This is a genomic window from Nocardia sp. NPDC005366, assembly GCF_040606855.1.
In the GTDB taxonomy this organism is placed as follows: domain Bacteria; phylum Actinomycetota; class Actinomycetes; order Mycobacteriales; family Mycobacteriaceae; genus Nocardia.
Genome location: NZ_JBEXFQ010000002.1, coordinates 302,565 through 327,870 on the forward strand (window position 1 = coordinate 302,565; position 25,306 = coordinate 327,870).

The 25,306-nt window shown below is 66.2% G+C and carries 22 protein-coding genes; 8 read left to right on the top strand and 14 right to left on the bottom strand.

Annotated elements, in window-relative coordinates; translation table 11 throughout:
* Nucleotides 1-6: 6 nt before the first annotated feature.
* The 8 genes from ABZS43_RS03670 to ctaD form a co-directional block, all read right to left on the bottom strand.
* Nucleotides 7-1,200, bottom strand: a complete 1,194-nt coding sequence (locus ABZS43_RS03670; RefSeq protein WP_355034235.1) for a class I SAM-dependent methyltransferase — start codon at nt 1,198-1,200, stop codon at nt 7-9.
* Nucleotides 1,200-2,177, bottom strand: coding sequence for a class I SAM-dependent methyltransferase (locus tag ABZS43_RS03675; protein WP_355034236.1), 978 nt, complete (start codon nt 2,175-2,177; stop codon nt 1,200-1,202). The genes ABZS43_RS03670 and ABZS43_RS03675 overlap by 1 nt, the downstream gene beginning before the upstream one ends.
* Nucleotides 2,178-2,448: 271 nt before the next feature.
* The gene (locus tag ABZS43_RS03680) at nt 2,449-3,225 is read right to left on the bottom strand and encodes an enoyl-CoA hydratase-related protein (protein ID WP_355034378.1); all 777 of its coding nucleotides are present in this window, start codon (nt 3,223-3,225) and stop codon (nt 2,449-2,451) included.
* A gap of 88 nt (nt 3,226-3,313) precedes the next feature.
* Complete coding sequence (locus ABZS43_RS03685; RefSeq protein WP_355034379.1) at nt 3,314-4,084, bottom strand: NUDIX hydrolase; 771 nt, start codon at nt 4,082-4,084, stop codon at nt 3,314-3,316.
* A 208-nt stretch (nt 4,085-4,292) separates the two neighbouring features.
* Nucleotides 4,293-5,126 (bottom strand): ABC transporter ATP-binding protein, encoded by an 834-nt coding sequence (locus ABZS43_RS03690; protein ID WP_355034237.1) that lies wholly within the window; start codon nt 5,124-5,126, stop codon nt 4,293-4,295.
* Nucleotides 5,127-5,475: 349 nt separating this feature from the next.
* Nucleotides 5,476-6,306: a peptidyl-tRNA hydrolase gene (locus tag ABZS43_RS03695; RefSeq protein WP_355034380.1), complete on the bottom strand. Its 831-nt coding sequence runs from the start codon at nt 6,304-6,306 to the stop codon at nt 5,476-5,478.
* Nucleotides 6,307-6,509: 203 nt separating this feature from the next.
* Nucleotides 6,510-7,739 (bottom strand): phosphoserine phosphatase SerB, encoded by a 1,230-nt coding sequence (serB, locus tag ABZS43_RS03700; RefSeq protein WP_355034381.1) that lies wholly within the window; start codon nt 7,737-7,739, stop codon nt 6,510-6,512.
* A 187-nt stretch (nt 7,740-7,926) separates the two neighbouring features.
* Nucleotides 7,927-9,669 carry a cytochrome c oxidase subunit I gene (ctaD, locus tag ABZS43_RS03705; RefSeq protein ID WP_355034238.1) on the bottom strand — a complete coding sequence of 581 codons (1,743 nt, stop codon included), beginning with the start codon at nt 9,667-9,669 and terminating at the stop codon, nt 7,927-7,929.
* A 274-nt stretch (nt 9,670-9,943) separates the two neighbouring features.
* On the opposite strand from ctaD, the gene ABZS43_RS03710 reads away from it, so the two are divergent.
* Both ABZS43_RS03710 and ABZS43_RS03715 read left to right on the top strand, forming a co-directional pair.
* Entirely contained in the window at nt 9,944-10,741 is a 798-nt protein-coding gene (locus ABZS43_RS03710; protein ID WP_355034239.1) for a VOC family protein, read from the top strand.
* 139 nt (nt 10,742-10,880) lie between these two features.
* A complete protein-coding gene (locus ABZS43_RS03715) occupies nt 10,881-11,951 on the top strand; it encodes an iron-siderophore ABC transporter substrate-binding protein (RefSeq protein WP_355034382.1) in 1,071 nt (356 codons plus the stop codon).
* 7 nt (nt 11,952-11,958) lie between these two features.
* Here ABZS43_RS03715 and ABZS43_RS03720 read toward each other — a convergent pair whose 3' ends face one another.
* Nucleotides 11,959-14,079, bottom strand: coding sequence for an MMPL family transporter (locus ABZS43_RS03720; RefSeq protein WP_355034240.1), 2,121 nt, complete (start codon nt 14,077-14,079; stop codon nt 11,959-11,961).
* A 382-nt stretch (nt 14,080-14,461) separates the two neighbouring features.
* Here ABZS43_RS03720 and nrdF point away from each other — a divergent pair, with 382 nt between their 5' ends.
* Complete coding sequence (nrdF, locus tag ABZS43_RS03725) at nt 14,462-15,424, top strand: class 1b ribonucleoside-diphosphate reductase subunit beta (RefSeq protein ID WP_355034241.1); 963 nt, start codon at nt 14,462-14,464, stop codon at nt 15,422-15,424.
* A gap of 50 nt (nt 15,425-15,474) precedes the next feature.
* Here the strand turns inward: nrdF and ABZS43_RS03730 are convergent, their stop codons facing one another.
* The 4 genes from ABZS43_RS03730 to ABZS43_RS03745 form a co-directional block, all read right to left on the bottom strand.
* Nucleotides 15,475-15,963 (bottom strand): hypothetical protein, encoded by a 489-nt coding sequence (locus ABZS43_RS03730; protein WP_355034242.1) that lies wholly within the window; start codon nt 15,961-15,963, stop codon nt 15,475-15,477.
* Nucleotides 15,964-16,025: 62 nt separating this feature from the next.
* The gene (locus ABZS43_RS03735) at nt 16,026-16,955 is read right to left on the bottom strand and encodes a dioxygenase (RefSeq protein ID WP_355034243.1); all 930 of its coding nucleotides are present in this window, start codon (nt 16,953-16,955) and stop codon (nt 16,026-16,028) included.
* 93 nt (nt 16,956-17,048) lie between these two features.
* Nucleotides 17,049-18,413 carry a magnesium transporter gene (mgtE, locus tag ABZS43_RS03740; protein ID WP_355034244.1) on the bottom strand — a complete coding sequence of 455 codons (1,365 nt, stop codon included), beginning with the start codon at nt 18,411-18,413 and terminating at the stop codon, nt 17,049-17,051.
* A 391-nt stretch (nt 18,414-18,804) separates the two neighbouring features.
* Entirely contained in the window at nt 18,805-19,311 is a 507-nt protein-coding gene (locus ABZS43_RS03745; RefSeq protein ID WP_355034245.1) for a hypothetical protein, read from the bottom strand.
* A 162-nt stretch (nt 19,312-19,473) separates the two neighbouring features.
* On the opposite strand from ABZS43_RS03745, the gene ABZS43_RS03750 reads away from it, so the two are divergent.
* A complete protein-coding gene (locus tag ABZS43_RS03750; protein WP_355034246.1) occupies nt 19,474-20,211 on the top strand; it encodes an IclR family transcriptional regulator in 738 nt (245 codons plus the stop codon).
* Between the two features lie 39 nt (nt 20,212-20,250).
* A complete protein-coding gene (locus ABZS43_RS03755; RefSeq protein ID WP_355034247.1) occupies nt 20,251-21,207 on the top strand; it encodes a hypothetical protein in 957 nt (318 codons plus the stop codon).
* Nucleotides 21,208-21,210: 3 nt separating this feature from the next.
* Here ABZS43_RS03755 and ABZS43_RS03760 read toward each other — a convergent pair whose 3' ends face one another.
* A complete protein-coding gene (locus ABZS43_RS03760) occupies nt 21,211-21,834 on the bottom strand; it encodes an endonuclease/exonuclease/phosphatase family protein (protein WP_355034248.1) in 624 nt (207 codons plus the stop codon).
* Between the two features lie 649 nt (nt 21,835-22,483).
* Here ABZS43_RS03760 and ABZS43_RS03765 point away from each other — a divergent pair.
* From ABZS43_RS03765 to ABZS43_RS03775, 3 genes are read left to right on the top strand one after another with little or no spacing between them, the layout of a single operon-like run.
* On the top strand, nt 22,484-23,563 hold the full coding sequence (locus tag ABZS43_RS03765) for an ABC transporter substrate-binding protein (protein ID WP_355034249.1): 1,080 nt from the start codon (nt 22,484-22,486) through the stop codon (nt 23,561-23,563).
* Nucleotides 23,560-24,417 carry an ABC transporter ATP-binding protein gene (locus ABZS43_RS03770; protein WP_355034250.1) on the top strand — a complete coding sequence of 286 codons (858 nt, stop codon included), beginning with the start codon at nt 23,560-23,562 and terminating at the stop codon, nt 24,415-24,417. Before ABZS43_RS03765 ends, ABZS43_RS03770 begins: the two co-directional genes overlap by 4 nt.
* Nucleotides 24,410-25,297 (top strand): ABC transporter permease, encoded by an 888-nt coding sequence (locus tag ABZS43_RS03775; protein WP_355034251.1) that lies wholly within the window; start codon nt 24,410-24,412, stop codon nt 25,295-25,297. The genes ABZS43_RS03770 and ABZS43_RS03775 overlap by 8 nt, the downstream gene beginning before the upstream one ends.
* Nucleotides 25,298-25,306 lie beyond the last annotated feature (9 nt).

A 25,306-nucleotide genomic window follows, 5' to 3' on the forward strand; every position in this document is an offset into this window, starting at 1 on the left:
CGCGGTTCAGTCCCCGGTGGCGCGATGGGCGGTGCAGACGAAAACGGTGGCGGCGCGGCCTATTCGGGTGATCACCAACGTGTATGGCTGATCCCCACGGAGTTTGAGGCGCTGACGTAACGCGTCCGGATCGACATCGACACCGCGCACGAGGATTTCCAGCGCGCCGCAGTCACGGCGGGCGAGTTCCCGGCGCAACGTCTTCTCCCGCAACTCCATTCGGTCGATGACGCGGAAGCCGCGCACGCCGTCGGGAACACGATCGCCGGTGAGATAGGCGATCCGCGGATCCAGCTGCCACAGACCGTGTTTCGCGGCGTAGTGACGGACGAGACCGGCGCGGACCACCGCGCCGTCCGGGTCGATGATCCACTCTCCCGGTGGCCGTTGCGCTATCTCGTCGGCGTCGGCGTCGGTCAGCTCGAAAACCGCGCCCGAGGACGAGAGCACACTCGCGCGCCGAGTCACCCCCGCCTGCGTCAGCCCGAGTGACCACAGACATGCCTCGCGCACGGCCCCGTCCAGGGAGACCACCTCGATCTCTCCCGCCCAGTCGAGGCGATCGAAATCGAGTCCAGGCGCGCATTTCACCGCGAGATCGCGAGTCGCGTAGGCGGACAGCAGATCCGGCAGCGGCGGTTGCAAGGCGGCGGGATCATTGGTGCGTCTGCCCTCGGCCCGCCGCGCCGGATCCGCGATGACAACGGTGCCGACGCTGACCGGTCGCAGTGCGTCGGCCCGGACGAGCAGCACCGCCCGCTCGGCCGTCGTACGCGCCGCGGCGAGATTGCCCGCGGCCATGGCGAGGCGGACGTCGTCCAGGTCGCTGCCGATGACGGTCGGGCAGACGCGGGCGAGTTCGACGAGTTCGGCGCCGATAGAACAGGTGACGTCGTGCACCGCGCGCCCGGACACGCGGCGGGCACGGTGCCGGGCCACCAGGGTCGGGGTCGCCTGTTGCAGCGCGTCGTCGGTGAAAAGCCACTCCCCCGCGCCGAGAAGTTTGCGCGAGGCCCTGCGCCGCAGGCGCACCGTGTCGATGAGCGCCCCCGCCGCCGCGTCGTATCGGCGACGCACATGTTCCAGATCGCGCAGATGCGTCGCCGCGGTCAGTTCCAGCCGGTCCACCTCGGCGAGCGCGGCACGTCCCGCCGCGCCGCTGAGGAAGTCGACGTCGTCGCGACTGAAGCCGTATCCCACTACTTGCCGGACGCTCCCGGCTTCACGCCGGTGATCATGGCGTTGTAGAAGAACTGGCGAGGCACGACGCGACGCATGATCTTCTCATCGAGCCAGCTCAGGCCGATCCAGGCGCGGTACATCAGCATGCGGTAGCCCATGGTGAGCTTCTCCGGGGGCACAGCCGCCTCGAAGGTGCGCACCGGCCAGCCCCACAGCGCGGCCGCGAATTCCTCGGTGGTGGCCTTGACCCCGGTCGCACCCGCCGAGCGCGCCATCGCCTCGAGATCGCGCGGATCGAACGTGTGCAGGTCGACGACGGCCTCCAGCGCCGCCGCGCGTGAGGACTCGTCGAGTTCCTCCTGCGGACGCCGCCACCCGGCCAGCACGGGCAGTTTTGTGACGGTGGTGGTGGCCTTCCAGGTGATGCGGCCGAGCCAGCGCGCGTAGAAATTGCCGACGGTCGTCGGCTCACCGGCGAAGACGAACCGTCCGCCCGGCTTGAGCACCCGCAGGCATTCCTTCAGCGCGAGCTCCACATCGGGAATGTGATGCAGGACGGCGTGGCCGACGACCAGATCGAAGGTGTCGTCGTCGTAGGGAATCGTCTCGGCGTCGGCCACCCGGCCGTCGACATCGAGGCCGAGGTGTTCGGCGTTGCGCAGCGCCACCTTCACCATGCCCGGCGACAGGTCGGTGACCGAACCGGATTTCGAGACGCCACCCTGCATCAGGTTCAGCAGGAAGAAGCCGGTGCCACAGCCGAGTTCGAGGGCCCTTTCGTACGGCAGCGGCGCGGGGCCGACCGCGGCGTCGAAGCGTCCGCGTGCGTATTCGATACAGCGCTCGTCATAGGAGATGGACCATTTGTCGTCATAGGTCTCCGCCTCCCAATCGTGGTAGAGAACCTGGGCGAGTTTCGTATCCTTGAGCGCTGCTTCGACCTCGGCCTCGGTGGCATGCGGGTTCGGCGCAGGGTCGTCGGGGTGGACCGTCATGGATGCGTAGCCTATCCTCTCCGATGCCTTCGTGATTCAGCGGACCGTTCGGCGCTCGGCATCCCGAACCACCGTACCGGCCGCACCGAACGTGGTCCGGTTCGTTCGCCCGCGAGCGGCAGTCCGGACCGACGTTACCGACCGGTCACATGCCGCATGCTGCGGTTCCCACGCACCGCCGAGTTACCTCCGCTCCACCATCGGCGGATAGTCCCAGGTGAAACGCGTTTCAGTTACTGGTCGGTACATCCGCCATCGGCCGCTCGCGTCGTCAGCGGCCGACGAAGGCCGCCGAGCCGGGGCCGTCGGCCGAATAGGATTCGGTGCCGATGCGGCGGTCTTCGGTATCGAAGAGATCGGCCCATTCGGTGCGGGCGCGGTCGAGTCCGTGCGGGCCCGCTTCGAAAACCGCCTTCGCGGCCGCGAGCGCGCGTGACGGACCATCGACGAATCGACGCGCCCAGCGCGTGGCGGCGGCGAAGACATCGTCGGGCGCGACCACCTCGTCGACCAGGCCGAGGGCAGCCGCCTCCTCGTGTTCGACGAATCGGCCCGTGAACACCAGATCCTTGGCCGCGCCCGGCCCGATCAGCAGTGCGAGACGACGGATTCCCGACAGCGGAATGAGACCGGCCTTGATCTGTGGAAAGCCGAGTTTGACGTTGTCGCCGATGATGCGGCGATCCGCGCCGAGGGCGAGTTCGAGACCGCTGCCGAGCGCGTACCCGCTGATCGCGGCGACCGTCGGCTGCGGCACCCGGGCGAGGCACCCGAGCGCGTCCTGCAGATCGGCGGCCATGGCGCGGGCCTGCCCCGAACTCATCGCGGCCAGTTCGGCGAGATCGTCGCCCGCGCAGAAAACGCGCTCGTCACCGTAGACGACCAGGGCCGCGATCGCGTCGTTCGACGCCACCGCCGACGCCGCCGCGGCGATCTCCCGCACCACCTGCACGGTGAGCAGGTTCATCGGCGGACGGGCGATCCTGAGCACCGCCACGCCGCGCTCGGCATCGCCCTCGAGCAGATCCAGGGTCACGAATTCGGCCATGGCACGCACGCTACCGCGCACCCGTCTCGGGCCCGTCATCCCGGACCCGACCGGGAGCCCACCCGTCTTCAGCGGGCGCGGGAAGAGTTCAGGGGCGCGATGAACCCTTCAGACGGCTCGGATCGGGCAGCTCGGCGTAATAGCGGTGGTAGTCGGGGAAAACGAGAAGGTCACGGCCATCGATACGGGTGAATTCCGGCATGATCGGGTCGATCACCGGCTCGGCGGCGAAGATCTCGGCCGTGGTGGCGAAACGTCGCAGCGCGTCCAACTGCGTCCAGGTGGGCGGCAACAGCACGTCGGCGCCGGCGCGCCAGTGATCCAGCGCGGCGGCCGGGATACGCCAGCGCGCTTCGTCGGCCTCGGTGGTTGCCCCGTCGGCACGCTGTCCCCGAGGCAGTACCGCGACGAAGAAATACGTGTCGTAACGGCGCGGCTCGATGGTGGGGGTGATCCAATTCGCCCACGGCCGAAGCAGATCCGCGCGCAGGACGAGTTTCTCCTCGGCGAGGAAGGCGGCGAACGACAGCTCGCGGCGCTCGAGCCTGCCGCGAGCGTCGTGATAGCCCGCGGTATCGGAGACGACGGTGTCGGCGGTCGGACCCGCCAGCAGGACACCGCATTCCTCGAAGGTTTCGCGCACCGCGGCGCAGACCAGCGCCTTGGCCCGCGGCTCGGAGGTGGCGAACTTCTCGGCCCACCACGCGGGAGCGGGACCGGCCCACGCGATATCCGCGGTGCCGTCGGAGGAATCGACACCGCCGCCGGGGAAGACCGTCATCCCGGCGGCGAATTCCATCGCACCGACCCGACGCTGCAGGAATACCTCCGGACCCGCGACGCCGTCCCGCACGACCATCACCGTGGAGGCGTCCCTGATCGGTGGAACCTGAGAGTCAACCTGCGTATCTGTCTCACTCACTCCTGCACCATAACGTCCGCCGAACTCGCCGGACCGCGCGCCGGTCGCGTGCGTCACGTATTCGGCTGTGCTAGGGGCATGCCCGATCCACCCGGCTTCGGCGAATTCCAGGCAATCGCAAGGCAACCCGATCGCCCGGTATGTCCTACCGCGAGCGGTGTTTACCCGCCCGGCGGCTGCGGCGGGCGAAGTACCGGCCGTCCACCCTGTCCAGGGTGATCGACTGACGGAAGGCGTCGCTGAGATTCTCGGAGGTGAGCACGTCGGTCAGCAAACCCTGGGAGACGACCTCGCCCTCGTTGAGCAGGAGGCCGTGGGTGAAACCGGGCGGGATCTCCTCCACGTGGTGGGTGACCAGCACCATGGCCGGGGCGTCGGGATCGGCGGCGAGATCACCGAGCCGCTCCACCAACTCCTCGCGGCCACCCAGATCGAGGCCTGCGGCGGGTTCGTCGAGCAGCAGCAGTTCCGGGTCGGTCATCAGGGCACGCGCGATCAGCACCCGTTTGCGCTCACCCTCGGAGAGCGTGCCGTAGGTGCGGTCGGAAAGATGTTCGGCCCCGAGACTTTCCAGCATATCGATGGCGCGGTCGGTATCGACCTCGTCGTAGCGTTCCCGCCAGCGGCCGAGAACCGCGTAACCCGCGGACACCACGAGATCGCTGACCTTCTCCTCGCGCGGCACCCGACTCGCCACCGCGGCCGAGGACAGTCCGATGCGCGGACGCAACTCGCTGACGTCGGTCTTACCGAGCACTTCGCCGAGTAGATGCGCGATACCCGACGTCGGATGCACCTCGGCGGCGGCCATGCGGAGTAGGGAGGTCTTGCCCGCGCCGTTGGGTCCGAGCACGACCCAGCGTTCGTCGAGCTCGACCTGCCAGGTGACCGGACCGACGAGGGTGTGGCCCGATCGTCGGATGGTCACGTCGGAGAAATCAATGAGCAGATCAGGATCCGGTTGTGGCACGCGCTCCATCTTGGCTCACATGTGCCGTCGATGCCCGCCCGACCCACGCGGGTCGGTCCGATCGTGGCATTCGAGCACGGTGGCGACGGCGGTGACGGGCCGCGGCGGCGCGAACGGCTCGCTCGCGATCGATCGGCGGGCCGCCGCGGGAGCCGAACATCCTGGCGACGAGGAACGCCAGCGGAAACGAGAGCACCAACCAAGCGACGAGAATGAGCATCAGAGTGGACAATGTCGACCTCCTCCGGAGCAGTCCTCCATGGACAGGTACCCGAATTCCCCGGCAGCACACCCGGAGTCCGGGATCGCGGACCGATCGTCTACCGCACACCTTTCTCGCGCTGTTGGTCGCCTGGGATCACCAGGACTCCGCAGGCAGCGTAATGACTGTCAGCGAACCCGGAGCGATTTCGGTGAAACCCGCGTCGCGGACCGCTACCGCCGACCCGTCCGATACCCGTGCCGCCAGCGACCGCCAGCGCGTCACATCGGCTTCGCGGACCGAACAACGAAAGCCGCATTCGGCCCAGCGCCAGGCGTTTTCGGGCGAGAGAGCACCCGCCAGCAACATACTGGCATGGCCGACCTGCGCTGCGGCCTTGCCCACCGTCATCCCCAATTTCGCATTGATCCACAGCACCGGCAGATCCGGATCCGGCGGACCGGGTTCATCGTGTTCGAGATCGGTGCCGCCGATCTGGAGCCGTTTGATCCGCGGATCGACGGCGCTGACCGCACTCGGCACCAGCGCGCGCGCCTGGACGCCGCCGACGTCGACGGTGATGCCTTCCACCTCGTTCGCCGCCGTCCATTGCGCGCCACGGGCCCGCCGAGCCACCTTGCGGATACGCGAGTGTTTCCACGTGAGGTAGGCGTGCTCCCACGGCCCGCCTGGACCGACGCGCTCGTCCAGGCACAGGGCGACCACCGAGGAGGCCGCGGCGGCCAGCAGGGCGCTGCGTGGGGGCGGATCCGCCTTCGGCAGGTGCAGCACCATCTGCATGGCCTGCACCCGATCCGGATCGTCGGGATCTCCCGCGCCGCCGTACCCGCGCGCCAATTCCGCGTGCCGCACGCGGAAACCCTCGAAACCGGCGGACGATTCGGACGCCGCCTCCGGGTTCGCCTCCGGGTTCGCCTCCGGGTTCGCCCCCGCGTCGGTCACCGCGTCGGTCACCGCGTCTGTCACCGATGTCGTACCGCCCCGGATTCCGGCCTCGCTGAACGGGTCACTCATCCACTCCACCTTGTTCGTCGCCGTGAACTTCCGCACGACCCCCACCGTGCTCCCGTGGCCGCGCGCACTCCATCACAAGTGGCCGGTCCCCCGCCGCATTCCCGGTGTACGGGCGGATTCGACGCGCGGCCGTCGCTCGCTCGACGGGCCCGCGTTCAGCTGCCGACGAGGGGCACTCGGCGCACTCCGCCATCGCGGGCGTCGGCCGCCTCAACCTCGTCGCGGGTGACGCCGAGAATGAACAGCACGGCGTCGAGGTAGGGGTGCGACAGGGCCGCGTCGGCGACTTCACGAAGCGCGGGCTTGGCATTGAAGGCCACGCCGAGACCCGCCGCGTTGAGCATGTCGATATCGTTCGCGCCGTCGCCGACGGCGACCGTCTGTTCCATCGGAACGCCCGCCTCGGCGGCGAACGCGCGCAGGGCTGTCGCCTTGAAGGCGCGGTCGACGATTTCGCCGACCACCCGTCCGGTCAACTTGCCGTCCACGATCTCCAAGGTGTTGGCCTTGACGAAATCCAGTTCCAGTTCGTGCGCGAGCGGATCGATCACCTGGCGGAAACCGCCGGAGACCACGCCGCAGCGAAAACCGATGCGGCGCAAGGTACGGATGGTCGTGCGGGCGCCCGGCGTGAGTTCGATCCGTGCGGCCACCTCGTCGATGACCGATTCGTCCAGGCCCTCGAGAGTCGCGACCCGCTGCCGCAGCGATTCGGCGAAATCGATCTCACCGCGCATCGCCGCCTCGGTGACCTCCCTGACCTGATCCTCGACACCCGCGTGCGCGGCGAGCATTTCGATGACCTCGCCCTGGATGAGGGTCGAGTCAACGTCGAAGACGATCAACCGTTTGCCGCGGCGCGCCAGCCCGGCCCGTTCCACCGCGACGTCGACCCGCTCGGCCACCGCGACCTCGGCCAGTGCCGTCCGCAGCCGCGAGTCGGTATCGGAACCGGTGTCGATCGCGGTGACCAGTAATTCCATGCCCGTCACCGGATAGTCGGCGATGCCGCGAATCGTATCGATATTCGCGCCGAGGGTGGCGAGTTGGCGCGAGACGGCGCTGAAGGCGCGCGCGGTGACCGGGCTGCCGAGGATGACCACCGCGTGGGTCGACATCGGCTGCCTACCGACACGCGCGCCCACTTCGACGTCGACGCTCATGCCGACAGTGCTCATCGCCTCTTCGACGTGTTCCTGCAATGCTTCGGGATCGCCGGGACAGGTGACGAGCACGCCGAGGGACAGGTGACCGCGTATGACGACCTGCTCCACGTCCAGCAGGCTGACGTCGTGCCGGGACATCGCCGCGAGCAGTACCGACGTCACACCGGGGCGGTCCGGTCCGGTCACGGTGACGAGAACGATGGTGTCAGCCAAGTCGATATGCTCCAAGTCCTGTACGCCCTCTCCCTGTGCCGCGTCGCCGTTGTCGCTACCGTTCGGGGCTTCTACCTCACCAAACGAGTGTGCACCCGCTGGATGACCAGCGGGTGCACACTCGTCGTACGAATCCTAGTGCGCGGCCGGACCCCGTGGGTCCGTAACCCAGCGCTGGACCGGCGATGCGGCTCTACTTCGTGGCTACCGCGCCCTCGTGGACATCGGTCACGTGTTTGCCGGTACCCCAGCCCACGTGTGCCTCGGCCCGCATGCGATCCACCATGTGCGGGTAGTGCAGTTCGAAGGCGGGGCGCTCGGACCGGATGCGCGGCAGCTCGTAGAAGTTGTGCCGCGGCGGCGGGCAGGTAGTGGCCCATTCCAGCGAGTTTCCGTAACCCCACGGATCGTCAACGGTCACGACCTCGCCGTAGCGGAAGCTCTTGAAGACGTTCCACACGAACGGCAGCATCGAGCCGCCGAGAATGAACGCGCCGATGGTGGAGATGGTGTTCAGCGTGGTGAAACCGTCGGAAGGCAGGTAGTCGGCGTAGCGACGCGGCATACCCTCCGCACCCAGCCAGTGCTGCACGAGGAAGGTGCTGTGGAAGCCGATGAAGGTCGTCCAGAAGTGCCACTTCGCCAGGCGCTCGTCCATCATGCGGCCGGTGATCTTCGGGAACCAGAAGTAGATGCCGGCGAAGGTGGCGAACACGATGGTGCCGAAGAGCACGTAGTGGAAGTGCGCGACGACGAAGTACGAGTCGGTGACGTGGAAATCCAGCGGCGGCGAAGCCAGGATGACGCCGGAGAGACCACCGAAGAGGAACGTGACGATGAAGCCGATCGACCACAGCATCGGGGATTCGAAGGTCAGCTGACCGCGCCACATGGTGCCGATCCAGTTGAAGAACTTCACGCCGGTCGGCACCGCGATGAGGAAGGTCATGAACGAGAAGTACGGCAGCAGCACCGCGCCGGTGGCGTACATGTGGTGCGCCCACACCGCGATGGACAGCGCGGCGATACCGAGCGTCGCGTAGACCAGGGTGGTGTAACCGAAGATCGGCTTACGCGAGAAGACCGGGAAGATCTCGGACACGATGCCGAAGAACGGCAGCGCGATGATGTACACCTCGGGATGGCCGAAGAACCAGAACAGGTGCTGGTAGAGCATGATGCCGCCGTTGGCGGGGTCGTAGATGTTCCCGCCGAGATGGCGATCGTAGGCCAGGCCGAACAGCGCCGCGGTGAGCAGCGGGAACGCGAGGAGCACCAGCACGCTGGTGACGGCGATATTCCAGGTAAAGATCGGCATGCGGAACATGGTCATACCGGGAGCGCGCAGGCAGACCACGGTGGTGAGCATGTTGACACCGCCGAGGATGGTGCCGAGACCGGAGACCGCGAGGCCGAGGATCCACAGGTCGGTGCCGACGCCGGGCGAGTGCAGGATGTCGGTCAGCGGCACGTACGCCGTCCAGCCGAAGTCCGCGGCGCCGCCGGGGGTGATGAAACCCGCGGTCGCCATGGTGCCGCCGAACAGGTACAGCCAGTAGCTGAACGCGTTCAGGCGCGGGAAGGCGACGTCGGGCGCGCCGATCTGCAGCGGCAGCACGATATTCGCGAACCCGAAGACGATCGCGGTCGCGTAGAACAACAGCATGATCGTGCCGTGCATGGTGAACAGCTGGTTGAACTGTTCCGGAGACAGGAACTGCAGGCCAGGCCGCGCCAACTCGGCACGCATCAGCAACGCCATCAGACCGCCGACGAGGAAGAAGCTCACCGCGGTCACCAGGTACATGACGCCGAGAACCTTGGGATCGGTCGTTGTGACCATCTTGTAGAGGAATGAACCCTTCGGCCCGGTCCGAGCCGGATACGGTCGAGTCGCTTCCATCTGAGGGACTGGTCTGGGCTCTACCGCAGTCACTGATCCTCCTGAAGATGCCTGTAGGTCGCTTTGCAGGCTCCGCTGCGTGGATCCATTCCGTGACCGGAACAGACGACAGTTCGCTTGCGCTCATGTGATCGTAAACGGTGCAGCCGCGCCGGTCCGCGCGGGTCCTACTCTCTGTCGTATTTCGTTGAAACAATGAAAGTCCGCTCCTGCCGCGGAACCCGATGTGGCGTGCACCGATGAGTTCCCGCCCCCCTGGGCGTCTCTACCCCTACCAGTGCTCGACGACCTGCAAGGAGAGACCACCATGACTCACCCCAAAGCAGGCGACCCCGTCTGGGTCGACCTCTACACCGCCGATCCCGACCGCAGCATCGCCTTCTACGGCGAACTCTTCGGCTGGACAGCCGAACGCGCGGGCGAGGAGTTCGGCGGCTACATCACCTTCAGCAAGAACGGCAAGGATGTCGCGGGCGGTATGGGCAAGACGCCCGACAGTCCGGAAGGTCCCGATCAGTGGACCGTCTACCTCTCCTCCCCGGACGCGCGTGCCACCGCCGACGCCGCCGCCGCGCACGGCGGCACGATCGTCGTTCCGCCGATGGACGTGGGCGATATCGGGGTGATGGCCGTGCTCGGCGATCCGGACGGCGCCGGTATCGGCATCTGGCAGGCGGGCACTTTCTCCGGCTTCGAGACCACGGCCATCGTCGACGGCGGGACATGGCGGGACCACGACGGCGCGCCGTCCTGGTTCGAACTGCACACCCGCCGCTACGACACCGCACTCGAGTTCTACCGCGATGTCTTCGGCTGGAACGACACCATGGCCATGCCGGAACAACCGGGGTTCCGCTACACCACGATCCATTCGACGAGTCCGATGCTCGGCGGTGTCATGGACGCCTCCGAAACCCTGCCGGAGGGCGCGCCGGCGGGCTGGACCGTCTACTTCGGCGCCGACGACGTCGACAAGGCCGTCGCGAAGGTGGTCGAACTCGGCGGCACGATCCTCGTCCCGGCCCAGGACACCCCCTACGGCCGGATGGCCTCGGTCGCCGACGCCACCGGGGCGCGTTTCAGCTTGGGCGGCAACGTCTTGTGATCGGGTGATCCGAGTGCTCGGCCCGCGTCGCCGCTTTCGCGTCGCCGCTTTCGCGTCGCCGGTTTCGCGTCGCGGGCCGAGCGCCTTCGCCCCCGATACCCCCGTCTACACCTGGCGGCGGCAATGTACCCTCACCCGCATGCCGGTGAGCGCACTCGTACCCACCCGAAATCGCACAGCCGCCACCCGATACGGCACGGCCGCCGTAGCCGCGGCCTGTGCCGCGCTACTGCTCGTCGGCTGCGCACAGCAGACCGACGACCCCAGTTCGATCGTCCGCACGACCACGAATATCGCGGGCGCGGGCGTGGTCGGACTCGAGCGCGACACGTCCAAGGCGTGCCCGCTGCCGAGCGCACCGGATCAGGGGAGCGGCACCCGCGACGTCACGCATACCGCGGGCGTCACCGAGGTCCCCGCCGATCCGCAGCGCATCGTCGTGCTCAGCACGTCGGCACTGGACGCCGCGTGCGCGCTCGGTCTGTGGGAGCGCGTTGTCGGTGCGGTCACCATCGACGGACCACGCGCCCAGCCCGCCTATCTCGGCTACGGCGTCACCGAGATTCCCGGCGTCGGCGCGAACGGCACACCCGATCTCGCCAAGATCGCCGAACTCCGACCCGATCTGATTCTCGGTGAAACACCTTCGCCGACAGCGAGTTTCGATGCGCTGCGCGCCATCGCGCCTACCGTTCTTGTCGGCGAATCCCCGAGTTGGCAGGCGGAATTCACCGCACTGGCCGCCGGTATGAATCGGAGCGCGACGGCCGCGACCGCGCTGGCGAACTACCGCATCGAGGCGCGCGATATCGGCAACGCCATCGCCGCGAGCCAGAGTCAGGCTTCGGTGCTGCGCTTCACCGCCGATACCATCCAGATCCAGGGCAACAACAGTTTCGCGGGCCAGATTCTCGCCGATACCGGCGTGCAGCGGCCGACCGCGCAACGCGGCGCCTCCGTCGACATCACCACCGACGAACTCGCGACAAGGGCCGAGGGCGACATCATCTACGTCGTCTTCGCAGGCGAGGACGGCCGCGACTACGGCGCGAAGATCCTGCGCACCGATGGGTGGAAAGAACTCGGCGCCGCCACCGACCACCGCGTCTTCGCCGTCGAGGATTCGGTCTGGAACGGCAACGGACTCACTGCCGCCCGTGCCCTGCTCTCCGACCTGCGCGGCACCCTCAACGGTTACGTCACCGACTGAGCCCGGCTCATTCGACCAGGCTGACCTCGGGTTCGGACTTCGCCTCGGCGACCGGTCGCGACAGCGCGCTCGGCCACCAGATCCGGTCGCCGATATCCAGTGTCAGCGCGGTGACCAGAACCGAGCGGACGATGATGGTGTCGAGCAGGACGCCGAGGGCGATCACAATGCCCATCTGGACGAAGCTCACCACGGGCAGGGTCGCGATCACCGCGAAGGTGCCCGCGAGAACCAGTCCGGCAGAGGTGATCACGCCACCGGTCGCGGCCAGGCCGATCAACGCGCCCGCCTTGGTGCGGTGTTTGACCGTTTCCTCGTGCACCCGCGACATCAGGAAGATGTTGTAGTCGATGCCAAGCGCCACCAGGAAGACGAAGGCCAGCAACGGAAGTCCCGGGTCGGCGCCCTCGAATCCGAGCAGATCGAAGATCCAGCGGCTCGATCCGAGTGCGGCGAAATAGGACAGCACCACCGTGCCGGTCAACAGGATCGGGGCGAGCACCGAACGCAGCAGCACCATCAGAATCACCATCACGATAGCGAGCACCAACGGCACGATGATCCGATTATCGTGCGACACAGCACGTTTGATGTCCAGCATCACCGCGGTCTGCCCACCGACCTTGGCATCGGGGTCCGCCGCGTGCACCGTGTCGCGCACCCGGTCGATGGTGGCGTCGGCGGCCGCGCTGTCCGGCGGATCCGACAGCGTGCCCTCGACGTAGACCAATCCGTTCTTGACCACCGGCTGGGCAGTGGAGATGATGCCCTCGGTCGACCGCAGCGCGGTGACGATGGCATCCGAGCGCGCCGCCCGGCCGATGACGGCCACCGGGTTACCGGTGCCCGCGTCGAAATGCCGCTCCAGAATCTTTGTTCCGTCGACCGCCTCCGACGCGCCGACGAAGGCGTCCTTGTTCGCGATGCCGTTGGAATCCAGACCGCTGACCCCGAGTGCCAACACCCCGAGCGCGAGCGCGGTACCGATCCAGACGGTGCGTGGCCTGCGGGCGATGGCGAATCCGACCCTGGCCCAGAGACCCGATTCGGTGTGGTCGGCGGTGCCGAAGTTCGGGTGGCGCGGCCAGAAGATCCACCGGCCGACGATGACGAGCAGCGCGGGCAGCAGCGTCAGCATGGCCAGCAGTGCGACGGAAACGCCGATCGCGCACACCGGGCCGATGCCCGCGGTCGAGTTCAACTCCGCGACCAACAGCGCCAGCATCGCGATGATGACCGTCACGCCGCTGGCCAGCACCGCGGGTCCGGCGCGGTGCAGCGCCACGGCCATCGCCTCGTGTCTGTCCTCGTGGCGACACAATTCCTCGCGATATCGCGCCACGAGTAGCAGCGCGTAGTCGGTGCCAGCGCCGAAGACGAGAACGGTGAGAATGGCCTGGCTCTGCGCGTTCATCGTCAACCCGAGCTCGGTCGCGCCGTAGACCGCGCTCTGCGCGATGACCAGCGCGAAACCCACGGTCAGCAGCGGCAGTATCCAGAGCATGGGCCCGTAGGTGAACAGCAGGATGACGATGACGACCGCGGCGGCAGCGAACAGCAGCAGACCATCGATACCCGCGAAAGCCTCACCGAATTCGGCTCCGAATCCGGCGGGTCCGGTGGCGTGGAAAGACAGTCCGTCGGGCCGCTCCCCCGCCGTGTCCTTGATGTCGTCGACCACGGTGGCCAACCGCTTCCAGCCTTCGGTGCCCACCTCGATCGGCACGAGGATTTCGACGGCCTGGCCGTCGTCGGAAAGTATGGGACCGAGCACCTTGTCCGCGACCACGTGTTCGACCTGCGCGACCCGCCGCGCGTCGGCCGCGATCGCCGTCCGGTCGGCCTCGGTGATCCCGCTGGTGCGCTCGTAGACGAGCACAACGGGAATCTGCTCGCTATTGCCGAAGGATTCCGCGAGCCGGAACGCCTGGGTGGATTCGGCGCTGTCGGGCAGCCAGTTCACGCTGTCGTTCTGCTGCGCGTCGGTGAGTCTGCCCGCCAGCGAACCGAGGGCGAACAGCGCGATGATCCAGACACCGAGGACGACCCATTTGCCGCGGCGCCCGCTCGGAATCCGTGCGAGTCGACCGAGCAGATCGTTCATATCGGGATCGGTTGGTGCGGACATCGCCAAGCCCCCATCGTGCGGCAGCAGTACGGCCGTATGTGCGTACTGATTCAGACAATACGGTGATGTGATCTTCGCTGTCGCGTCGGCTGGTCGCCCTGGATGCCGCGCGAACCCGGCACTCCGCCCCGACCACCACCCACCGCCGGGCAGCAAGTTCACAGCGACCGAATCGCCCACCCGAGGACCCCCGCATCCGCACATGCGGCCATATCGCACAATGAGTTGCCGCAGGCGATGTTCACCGGCACTTCTCATCCGCCGACGTACATCGCGACGACACAAGGTGTTGTGCTGTATGGACTTGTCACCCACTAGGAGTAGTGTTCGGTGTAACGAATCCGTGACGGTAGCGTGCTCGGCGGAAAGGTGTGGAGGCAGGATGAAACTGATCGATCGGGTGTCGGCCATCAACTGGAATCGGGTGCCCGACGAGAAGGATGCCGAAGTCTGGGACCGGCTGACCGGCAACTTCTGGCTGCCGGAAAAAGTTCCGGTCTCCAATGACATCCCCTCGTGGAACACCCTCAGCGCCGACGAGAAGCAGCTGACCATGCGGGTCTTCACCGGCCTCACGCTGCTGGACACCATTCAGGGCACGGTGGGCGCGGTGAGCTTGATTCCCGATGCGCTGACCCCGCACGAGGAGGCGGTGCTCACCAATATCGCCTTCATGGAGTCCGTGCACGCCAAGAGCTACAGCTCCATCTTCTCCACGCTCTGCTCCACCCGCGAGATCGATGACGCGTTCCGATGGTCCGAGGAGAACCGGAACCTGCAGCGCAAAGCCGAAATAGTGCTCCAGTACTACAACGGCGACGATCCGCTCAAGCGCAAGGTCGCCTCCACCCTGCTGGAGAGCTTCCTGTTCTACTCCGGGTTCTACCTGCCGATGCACTGGTCGTCGCGGGCCAAACTCACCAATACCGCCGATGTGATCCGGCTGATCATTCGCGACGAAGCGGTACACGGCTACTACATCGGCTACAAGTACCAGAAGGGCTTGGAACTGGTCTCCCAAGCCGAACGTGAATCGCTCAAGGATTACACCTTCGAGCTGCTGTTCGAGCTGTACGACAACGAGGTCGAGTACACCCAGGATCTCTACGACGGAGTCGGCCTCACCGAGGACGTCAAGAAGTTCCTGCGCTACAACGCCAACAAGGCGCTGATGAACCTCGGCTACGAGGGCCTGTTCCCGAAGGACGAGACGGATGTCAATCCGGCCATCCTCTCGGCCCTGTCCCCCAACGCCGACGAGAACCACGACTTCTTCTCCGGCTCCGGCTCGAGCTATGTCATCGGCAAAGCCGTCAACACCGAGGACGAAGACTGGGAGTTCTGACCCGGCGCTCGAACGAAGGCCCCGCTCCGGCGGGGCCTTCGTCGTCACATCTACATTCCCGAACGGCTCTGGAGAATCGTCAGGATCTGAGCCATACCGGATTTCAGAACACCGACGTCGGACTCCAATCTGCCCAGCCGCAGGTCCACGGAATCCAGACGCCCGTTCATGGAATCCAGACGCAGGTCCACGGAATCCAGACGCAGATCTACGGAATCCAACCGCCCGTCCATGGAATCCAGACGCCCATCAACCGCGACCAACTGACGTTCCATCGACTCCTGGCGCGACGCCAGGCTGCCGATATCGACGCCGATCGACACGAGCCGCGAAGCGACCGATCGACCTTCCAGGTCACCGATACTCGAGCGGATATCCGCCAACTGATCGTGTGTATGCGTCACCGTCACAGTATCGCGGGTGATCTGGTGATCCCGCCATAGCTCCAGCGCACAGACACGTTGCTCCAGAGATTTCCCACCACTCATCAGGTCGAGCCCTCCCCTCACCGAAACAGCGTCGAATGCGCGTTCGATCATAGCCGTAAGCTCTTGATCGCGCCAGCGAATGAGAAGGGCGAGAACGTATGCGCCCCAGAGGGTTACCTGCCCGGCGGTCGCCCACCAGGAGGCGGGCCACCCCCACCCGGCGGAGGTCGGAAACCATTGCCGGACTGGACATTCTCCGATTTCGCAGCGACGCCCACGGTGAGCGAGACGGTGAGACCGGTGGCGGGGGTTCCGGATATCGTCGCGAGCTCGGCATCCCAGCCGTCGCCGAAGACATTGTCGGAAGCGAGGGTGACGCGTGAGATATTGCTCGTGCTGGCCGAGTAGCCCGAATCGTAGGCATAGACCGATTCGCAGACATCCCGCGGGAGGGCGATCTGCGAGGTGAGGCGGGCGTTCTCACCCGCTACGGCGGATTCGAGCGAGTCGTAGACCTCGAAGTGGATATGCGGCCAGCGGCCGTCGTAACAGGCGGGGAAGATCGAGGTGAAGGCGACCGCGCCGGATGTGTCGGCGACCTGCACGCCGCGAAGATAGTTCTGGTCGGTGACGCCATCACTGTATAGCGAGTACTTACCCGCCCTGTCGCAATGCCAGAGGTAGACGGCCATGCCCGCACCCGCCGCGCCGCTGCGGGCCAGATCCCGCAGATCCAGCTGAATCTTGGTCGGAACCCCCTGCGCGACACCGGAATACGATCCGAAACTGGTCGTGATGTCGGAGCGCGCCACACCGGATTCGATGAGCACATTCGGCCCGTTCGAACCGTCGCCTGGATAGGGCCCCGCGGTCTCCTGCGGTATCGCCGAGATGTTGCTGGACGCCGTCTCGATGGCACTCGCGCTCGCCGCCGAATCGGGCGAATCCGTAGCCGAGCACGCGGCGGCGAAGGCACCGGTACCGGCCGCGCCGAACAGGTACAGCGCACGGCGACGTGACACCATCGTCCGCAGGTCGTGCGCGAGTCCGAGGTCGTGTTCATGCTCGTGTTCGTTGCCGCGCCGCGCGAAATGGGGGCTCATCCGGATCCTTTCGTCGTCTCGACACCGACAGTAGAGACGCGCGCTCGACCCGCCCTGGGACCACGCTGCGAATTAGCTGAGAACGAGGAGCGGTCAGATGCCCAGGACCAGCTTGGCAGTGGTGAAGTAGATGATGAGGCCGGTGGCGTCCACGAGAGTGGTCACCATCGGCGCGGATACCACGGCGGGATCGATGCGGAACTTCTTGGCGAGCAACGGCATCGTTCCGCCGATGGTGGCGGCCCAGCCGCAGATCAACACCAGGGTGACGCCAACGACAAGGCCGATTTTGGCGCCGACGAATATCGCGCTGATCATCACGCCCAAGGTGGCGAGCATCGCGCCGAGCACCAGACCCACACGGCATTCCCGCCAGATCACCTTGAACAGATCCGAACCGCGTACCTCACCGACGGCGACCGCGCGCACACAGGCCGTCGCGGCCTGCGCCCCCGCGTTCCCACCCGCGCCGATCAGCAGCGGAATGAACAGGGCCAGATGGGCGGCCTGTTCGAGGGTACCCTGGAAGAAGTCGGTGACGCTCACCGTGAGGGTCGCCGCGAGCAGCAGGAGCAGCAGCCACAGCGCCCGGTAGCGCGCCAGCTGGAACACCCCGGCCGCCATATAGTGACCGGCCCATGGCGCCGATCCGGCCTGCTTGGCCACATCCTCGCTGTCGGCGGCTTCGATGACCTCCACCGCGTCATCGATGGTGAGCAGCCCGACCAAGCGGTCCTCGCTGTCCACCACCGGCAGATTGAGGTCGTTGGTCTCGCGCATCAGGCGCGCGGCGCGTTCCGCCGAATCGGTCGCGCGGACGAACGCGGGCTCGGTCACCACGAGTTCGGACACCATGGTGTCCGGCTCGCTCAGCACCAGTTCGCGCAATTCCACGACGCCGATGAGCCTGCGACCTGCGTCCACCACGGGCAGCGTGTACACCGTCTCGGCGTTGCCGCCCTTGGCCCGTACGGTCTGCAGTGCCTCGGCGACGGTCAGATTACGCGGCAGCGCAACGACTTCCGGCGTCATGTAGAGGCCGACGGACCCCTCCGGATAGCCGAGCAGCGCGGCCGTCATCCGGCGCTCACGCGGGCTCAGACCCGCCAGCACCTTCTTGGCGACCTTCGCGGGCGCCTCGTGCAGCATGCGCGCCCGATCGTCGGGCGCCATCCTCTCGACCAGTTCACGAAAACTCTGATCGCGCAGGCCCTGCAGGATCTGCTGCTGGTCGACCGGTTCGAGTTCCTCGAATACGGCCAGGGCCAGATCTTTGCCGAGCAGGCGGAAGGCGACGCCGGCCTGCACGGCATCCATGCGGGCGAGTTGGTCCGCGATGACATGCGGCGGATGGTTGCCGAGCCAATCGAGCGCGGCGTCGACACGGTGGCTTTCGACGATGTCGTTCAGGGATTCCGACAGCGTCGGGCGTACTTCGATGAGATCGGTCTGCGACATGGGTGGTCCTCAGCACAGCGACGAGTGACGGGTGAATCGATGACACGAAGTCACACCGCGAGGCGCCCGCTCACGACCGATCACAGCGGAAGGCTGTCGATTAGAAGCTTCGGTCAGTACGAAGGAGCGGCGCCGCGCGGCCTTCGACTGGGAGGTTCGCTGCGCATGGCAACCCCACCTCCTCCAGTTCGCTGCGAGGTGACCACCGCCGCAGACTTCCCGAATACGCCGACTCGAAAGGGCCGGGCGCAAAGCTTTCCCGCAAAGGATACATGCGTTACGCCGATGGTCCACACACACAACCGCGTTCGGTTCGGATCGGACCGGAATTCACCGCCGCGACGCCGTCCGTGCACCGCGGCGCAGAGTCGAATTCGGATATCGCCGGTGGTCAGGCCGCGAAACCGGCGTCGACGGCGGCTTCGACCTCCGACCAGGTGACGGTATGGCTCACCCATTCCGGAGCCGGTCCGGATTGCGCGCCGAACAGATACAGATGCGGTACCAGCCCGCGCAGCGCGTGGTGCACATCGATCCTGTCGTCGATCATGTGCGTGATCGACAACTCGGCGCAATGCGCGGCCTTATCGGCGCGTCGGCGGCAGAACCGGACGTTATCGCGCGGGATACCGGTCCGCTCGTAGAACTCGTGCCGGTCGAGCCATTGCCTGGTCCGATCCTCCACGCGCGGACCGCATTTGGAGATCACCCAGGCCCGGCCGCCGAACCGCTCGACCAGCCGGGGCAGCACCTCGAACGCGCCGGGGCTCGAGGGTGTTCGCATGGCTTCCTCGAATCCCCCGGACAGGAATACCGTGTCCGCGGCGCCGGGCGCCAGCGCCGCCCCCTGGATGACCCGGCCGAAATCGACGCCGAGCCTCGGTTCTGTCGTATTCATAGCGGTTCCAGCGTGACCCCCGCACCGCGACATCGCCACTACTTTCGGTGAGATCACCGATTTGACGCACCGAGCGTCGAACCGTTGCCCGCCCGCTTCGGAGGCGGAACAGTTCTCGCCAAGTCCGGAGCAGCCAGAACCCGGGGAGATGGGGACGACACTATGGCCAACACCGACCAGCCACGTTCGGGATCGCAGGCCGTCGAGCGGGCCGTCCATCTGCTGAATTGCTTCGAAGGCGATGATCCCGAGCTCTCGATCAGTCAGCTGGCCCATCTGGCCGGTGTGCCGGTCAGCACCGCGCACCGCATCGCCCAGGCACTGGTGCGCGGACGGCTGCTGGAACAGGATCCGCTGACCGACCGCTACCGAGTCGGCCACGGCCTCGCCACGCTGGCCCGCCCGGCGCTGACCCGTCTCGGCATCGATTCCGCCGCACCGCATATGTATGCCCTTGCTGCGGGCATCAAGATCACGGCCAGTCTGAGCGTCGCCGATTCGAATGACGCCGTCACGGTCTTGCAGGCCCGCCCGCCTGTGCTGTTCTGTGCGCATCAGCTGCCGCGGCCTCGTCGACCGTTGCGCTCCAGCGCCGCCGGGCGGGCCCTGCTCGCCTACTCTCCCGTGGACAGCGGGCTGCGCACCGACCTCGATCCGGTGCGGCGCAAGGGTTTCGCGGTCGAGGAGTTCGAAACGGAGGAATTCGGAGTCGACGATCCGATCCGTTCGATCGCGGTGCCGGTCTTCAGCCCGGACCGGCAGGTCTGGGGTGCGCTGAGCGTGCAGGCGCGTTCGGCGCGGCTCAACGAGGCGTTGATGCGCGAAATCCTGCCCGCTATGCAGCAGATCGCGGGGCGTATCGGAACGGTCGTGCAGAACAATTCGGCTACCACGCAATAACTCACCCCGATTTGTGCCGCCGCCCCTAAAATCCGCGTCTTGTCGCCGAATAACGTGTGCGACAGCCTGATCCGCATGGTGCAGACGGTGACGGTGCTGAACCTCGGTGCGAATCTGGGCAGGCTCGCGGCCTACGAGTCCGCGTGGAAAGCGCAGCAGGAGAAGTTGTCGTGGGCGGCCGACACGATCAACGCCGCGGCGAACCGGGCACTCGGCGACGATGTGTGGGCGGGGCCCGCGGCGGGCAGGTACGACACCCATCGCCGCGAACTCGTCGCCGACCTCGATGACTGCGCGGAATCGACGGGAAAGATCGCGGGCGCGCTCGGCGCGTGCATCGCGACCTTGCGCTTTCATCAGGGGCTGTTGGATACCGCCCGGTCGAAGGTGGAACCGCTGGTGCGCAACTACACCGATGAACACAAGGTCGTCTTCTTTCCCGAAGACGACGAGCAGACCCAGTTGGTCGAGGATTTGGACTCGGCTTACTACGGGATCAGGTCCAGAGCCGATTCGGCCTTGAATCACCAGCTCGAGGTCATCGAGTCGGCGGTGACCCGGCTCCAGGCCGCCGACACCGCCTGGTCGAAGCGAACACTGCGGATGCTCAACTGGAATATCCAGCAGGGGGGCGACGGAAACAACCCGACCGGCTTCGGGCAGGGCACCCAGATACACGATATGGACGAACTCGCCAGGCGCATCATCGACGGCAGGGTCGATGTGGCCACGTTGCAGGAAGTGTTCCGTGACGGCGCCGACGAACTGGGTCGTCAACTCAACAAGCTGGCGCCTCCCGGAGAGACGTGGGAGGTCCACTTCGGTCCCGCGTCGGAGCGGACCCAGTTCTACCGCCCCTGGGGGAGCGACGATTTCGGGAACGTGGTGCTCGTGCGCGTCGGTGACGGCGTGAGTACCGGACCTGTCTCGGTGACCGACCTCGGCCCCGGTGACGAGCCGCGCTCGGCCACCAGGGTTCGGGTCAACGTCGACTGAGGGCTACCAGGCCGGTAGCGTCACCTCGACATTCTGTCCGTCGTGGTCGGATTCCCCCCTATCCCAGCGCTCGGCGGCGGAGGTGCCGACCCCGCGGGGCAAGACGTGGTCGATCGGTATATGACTCGCAGAGGTGCCGCCGAGACCGTCATCGATTCTGCCCGCGTCGACATTGAATCCCTGCTCGGCGAACGCTCTGATCTGTTGCGCCGAAGCGCCGTTACCGCTCGAGGAGGCGTTGAAGTCGCCCCCGATCACGATATTTCCCAACGGTCCGGAACCGAAGAGTTGGCGTAGGCGTGCGATCTGCGCGGCCTGTTCGGCGCTGTGGTCGCCGCCGTTGCTCAGATGTGCGCTGACGAGGTCGAGCCCCTGCCCGTTGGCTTTCAGAAGCTTCTCGGCGTTCTCGGAATCCATCGAGCGGTAGAGCGCGACCGCGAGGTCCAGCTGCTCGGCATCGGCTTCGACAGTGCCCGCGAACGCCGCCATCGCGGCTTTCACGGCCGGGAACGCTGACCACTCGTGGGTGCGCAGCAGCCCCTTTCCCGCGGTCGTATTCCCGAAGATCTCGTCCGCGCTGAGGCTCGAGGTGGGCGGACCCGGTGCGGTACCGGACAGAATACTCACCCCGTGATCGAGCGCACTCAACGCTCGCCGGACCTCGCCCCCTAGAGTGCGAAGTTCGTTCGTATCGACTTTGACTCTCATTCGCCAAGGCTAGCGATCCGCGCAGTGGCCAAACGATACCGGAAAAATAGGGGCTTTCGACACATGGACGAGGCGCTGCGGCGGCCTGGAGCGTTCGACGGCCTGAAGGCGGCCTGAAGGCGGCCTGCCGGGGTGAATCCGGCTGATCCGAACCCTTCACGGTCGACCGTCTGGCCTTGTTAGCTGGGCATATGGCGCAAAGCAACGGTGACCGGGTGGGGCGGCTTTCAAATCACCCTGATTTTCACAATGTGGAATGGCTGTTGTCTCGCTGCCACCGCGCCCCACACCATAGGAAACCAGGGTTCCCACCCGTCACCCATTACAGCTCCCGAAAGTTCGCCGTGTTGATACGCACCATGCTGATCCGCCGCCGCGCGATCGACCTGATGCGCGTTCCGCACGGTATCTGTCGCCGCTGACGGGGTAGCGCCGCCCGGACGAACTGCCGGGCGGACCCGCTTCCGAATTCCGAAGCACAATCCCACCGAGAGTATTCCCCCTTTCTCGGCGTCGCCGCCGCATGCCGATTTCCGGTCGCGCGGCTCGCCTTCCCGAAGGAATAGTTATGGCCTCCACCGCATTACAGCGGCGCGTCTACAGAGTCTTCGCCGCCGCACTCACCGTCCTCGCGAGCACGTCCGTGCTCAGCGCGTGCGGCAGCAGCGCCACCACCGCGACCGTCGACGGCAAGACGGTCCTTCGTTACCAAGGCACCACAGGGCAGGTCACCGCCTACGAATTGGCCGACGATCTCGGCTACTTCAGCAAGATCTCGCTGAAGTGGGAGGGTGACACCACCAGCGGTCCGGCCAGCATCCAGGCAACCGCGACCGATCAGACAGAATTCGGCAGCGCTTTCAACGGCGCGGTGGTGAAGCTGATCGCGGGCGGCGCCAAGGTCACCTCTGTCCTGAGTTCCTATGGGGCGGACGAGAAGTCGTTCAGCGGCTACTTCGTCCGCGACGATTCGGGTATCAATTCCGCCCGCGATCTGATCGGCAAGAAGGTGGCCGTCAATACGCTCGGCGCACACCACGAATTCATCACGAGGGAGTGGCTGCACCAGCAGGGGCTGTCGGAGAGCGAGATCAAGCAGGTTCAGCTGCTGGTCGTGCCGCCGGCCAACACCGAGGACGCCTTGCGCAAGGGCCAGGTCGAGATAGGCACCCTCGGCGGGGTCTTCCGTGAGACCGCTGTCGAACGGGGTGGTATCCACCCGCTCTACACCGACAAGGCGATCTTCGGCGAATTCGACTACGGCACTTACGTCTTCCGCGACGACTTCATCGCGAAGAACAGCGATGCCGTCCAGGATTTCGTCCAGGGCACCGCTCGGGCCACCCGCTGGTTGCAGGTCACCCCTCGCGACGAGGTGGTGGCGCGGTTCAAGACGATCATCGACAAGCGCGGGCGCAACGAGAACACCGAACTGTTGAAGTATTGGCGCAGTTCCGGTCTCCCGGTGCCGGGCGCGGTGGTCGCGGAGAAGGAGATCCAGATCTGGATCGACTGGCTGGTGCGCAACGGTGAGCTGAAAGAGGGCCAGCTGAAGGCGGGCGATCTGTTCACCAACAAATTCAATCCTTACGCCAACGGAACATATCAGCCCACCAGTGGTCCCACCGGGGAAGCGATAGCCAAATGAGCACAACGACAGCGAAACTCGCACTCGATGGAGTAGGCAAACAATTCTCTATCCGCGGTTCGAACGAGAAATTCACCGCATTGGAGGACATCACGCTGGAACTGCGCGAGGGTGAATTCCTGGTGCTGGTCGGTCCGAGTGGCTCGGGTAAGTCGACTCTGCTGGATCTGCTCGGCGGGCTGAGCAAACCCTCGTCCGGAAAGATCCTGCTGGACGGCGCGCCGATCACCGGCCCCGGTCTCGACCGCGGCATCGTCTTCCAGCAGTACGCGCTGCTGCCGTGGCGCACCGCCCGCGCGAATATCGAATTCGGACTGGAGGCCAAAGGGTTGCGGCGCAGAGCGCGTCGCGAACTCGCGGACAACTATCTCGAGCTGGTCGGCCTCACGGGATTCGGTGACCGGTACCCGCACGAACTGTCCGGCGGGATGAAACAGCGTGTCGCCATCGCCCGCAGCCTCGCCTTCGATCCGGAGGTACTGCTGATGGACGAACCGTTCGCCGCACTCGACGCCCAGACCCGGGAATCGTTGCAGGACGAGCTGTTACGAATCTGGCGCGCCACCGGGAAGACGATCCTGTTCATCACGCACGGCATCGATGAGGCCGTCTATCTCGGCCAACGGGTGGCGGTGCTGACCTCGCGGCCGGGACGGGTGAAGGCTGTGATCGACGTCGATATCGAACGCGATACCGGCGCGGACATCCGCTCCACCGAGGCGTTCCGCTCCTATCGGCACGAGATCTGGTCACTGCTGCGCAGCGAGGTAGAACGCGCGCAGGGCCAGGAACGCGAATCGCTCGCCGACACCGCGACCGTCGAAACCCCCATCGAGAGGCTCAGCCATGTCTAGCGCAGTGCAACTCATCGAGAAGCCCGCCCGCACCCGGGTGGCGGTTGCGCCTCGACCGGCGACCGACACCGTCGAGCGCGGACCGTCGGCGGCACGGCGCATTGTCGCCCTGGTCGCGCGGGCGGGGTGGCGACTGGCCAAACCGCTGGCCGCGATCGCCGCCTTCCTGCTGCTGTGGCAGTTCGCGCCGCAGGTGGGACTGGTCGACCAGGTATTCCTGCCGCCGTTCAGCACGGTGGCACAGGCCTTCATCGATCTGGTGCGAAGCGGCGAGATGTGGACCCATGTCTCGGCCAGCCTGAATCGTTCGCTGAGTGGCTTCGCCCTCGCGCTCGTGATCGCTGTGCCGCTCGGCATCGCCATCGCCTGGTACAAACCGGTGGCCGAACTGCTGAACCCGATTCTCGAGCTGTTCCGCAATACCGCCGCGCTGGCGCTGCTGCCGGTTTTCGTCCTGATTCTCGGCATCGGCGAGACATCCAAGGTCGCCCTCGTGGTCTATGCGAGTGTCTTCCCCATCCTGCTGAACACCATCACCGGTGTGCGCACGGTGGATCCGCTGCTCGTCAAATCCGCGGTGTCACTGGGACTGAAGCCGATCCGCCTGTTCCAGAAGGTGATCCTGCCCGCCGCGATCCCGTCCATTTTCACCGGTCTGCGGATGGCGGCGGCGAGTTCGATCCTGGTGCTGCTCGCGGCCGAAATGGTCGGCGCCCGAGCCGGACTCGGCTATCTGATCACCGCGGCGCAGCAGAATTTCCAGATCCCGAACATGTACGCGGGCATTCTCGCCATCTCGCTGCTCGGCCTTTCCTTCAACGGTCTGCTGGTCACTCTCGAACGCCGCTTCTCGCGCTGGCGTGTCGAAGCCGACCGCTGACGATCCGAT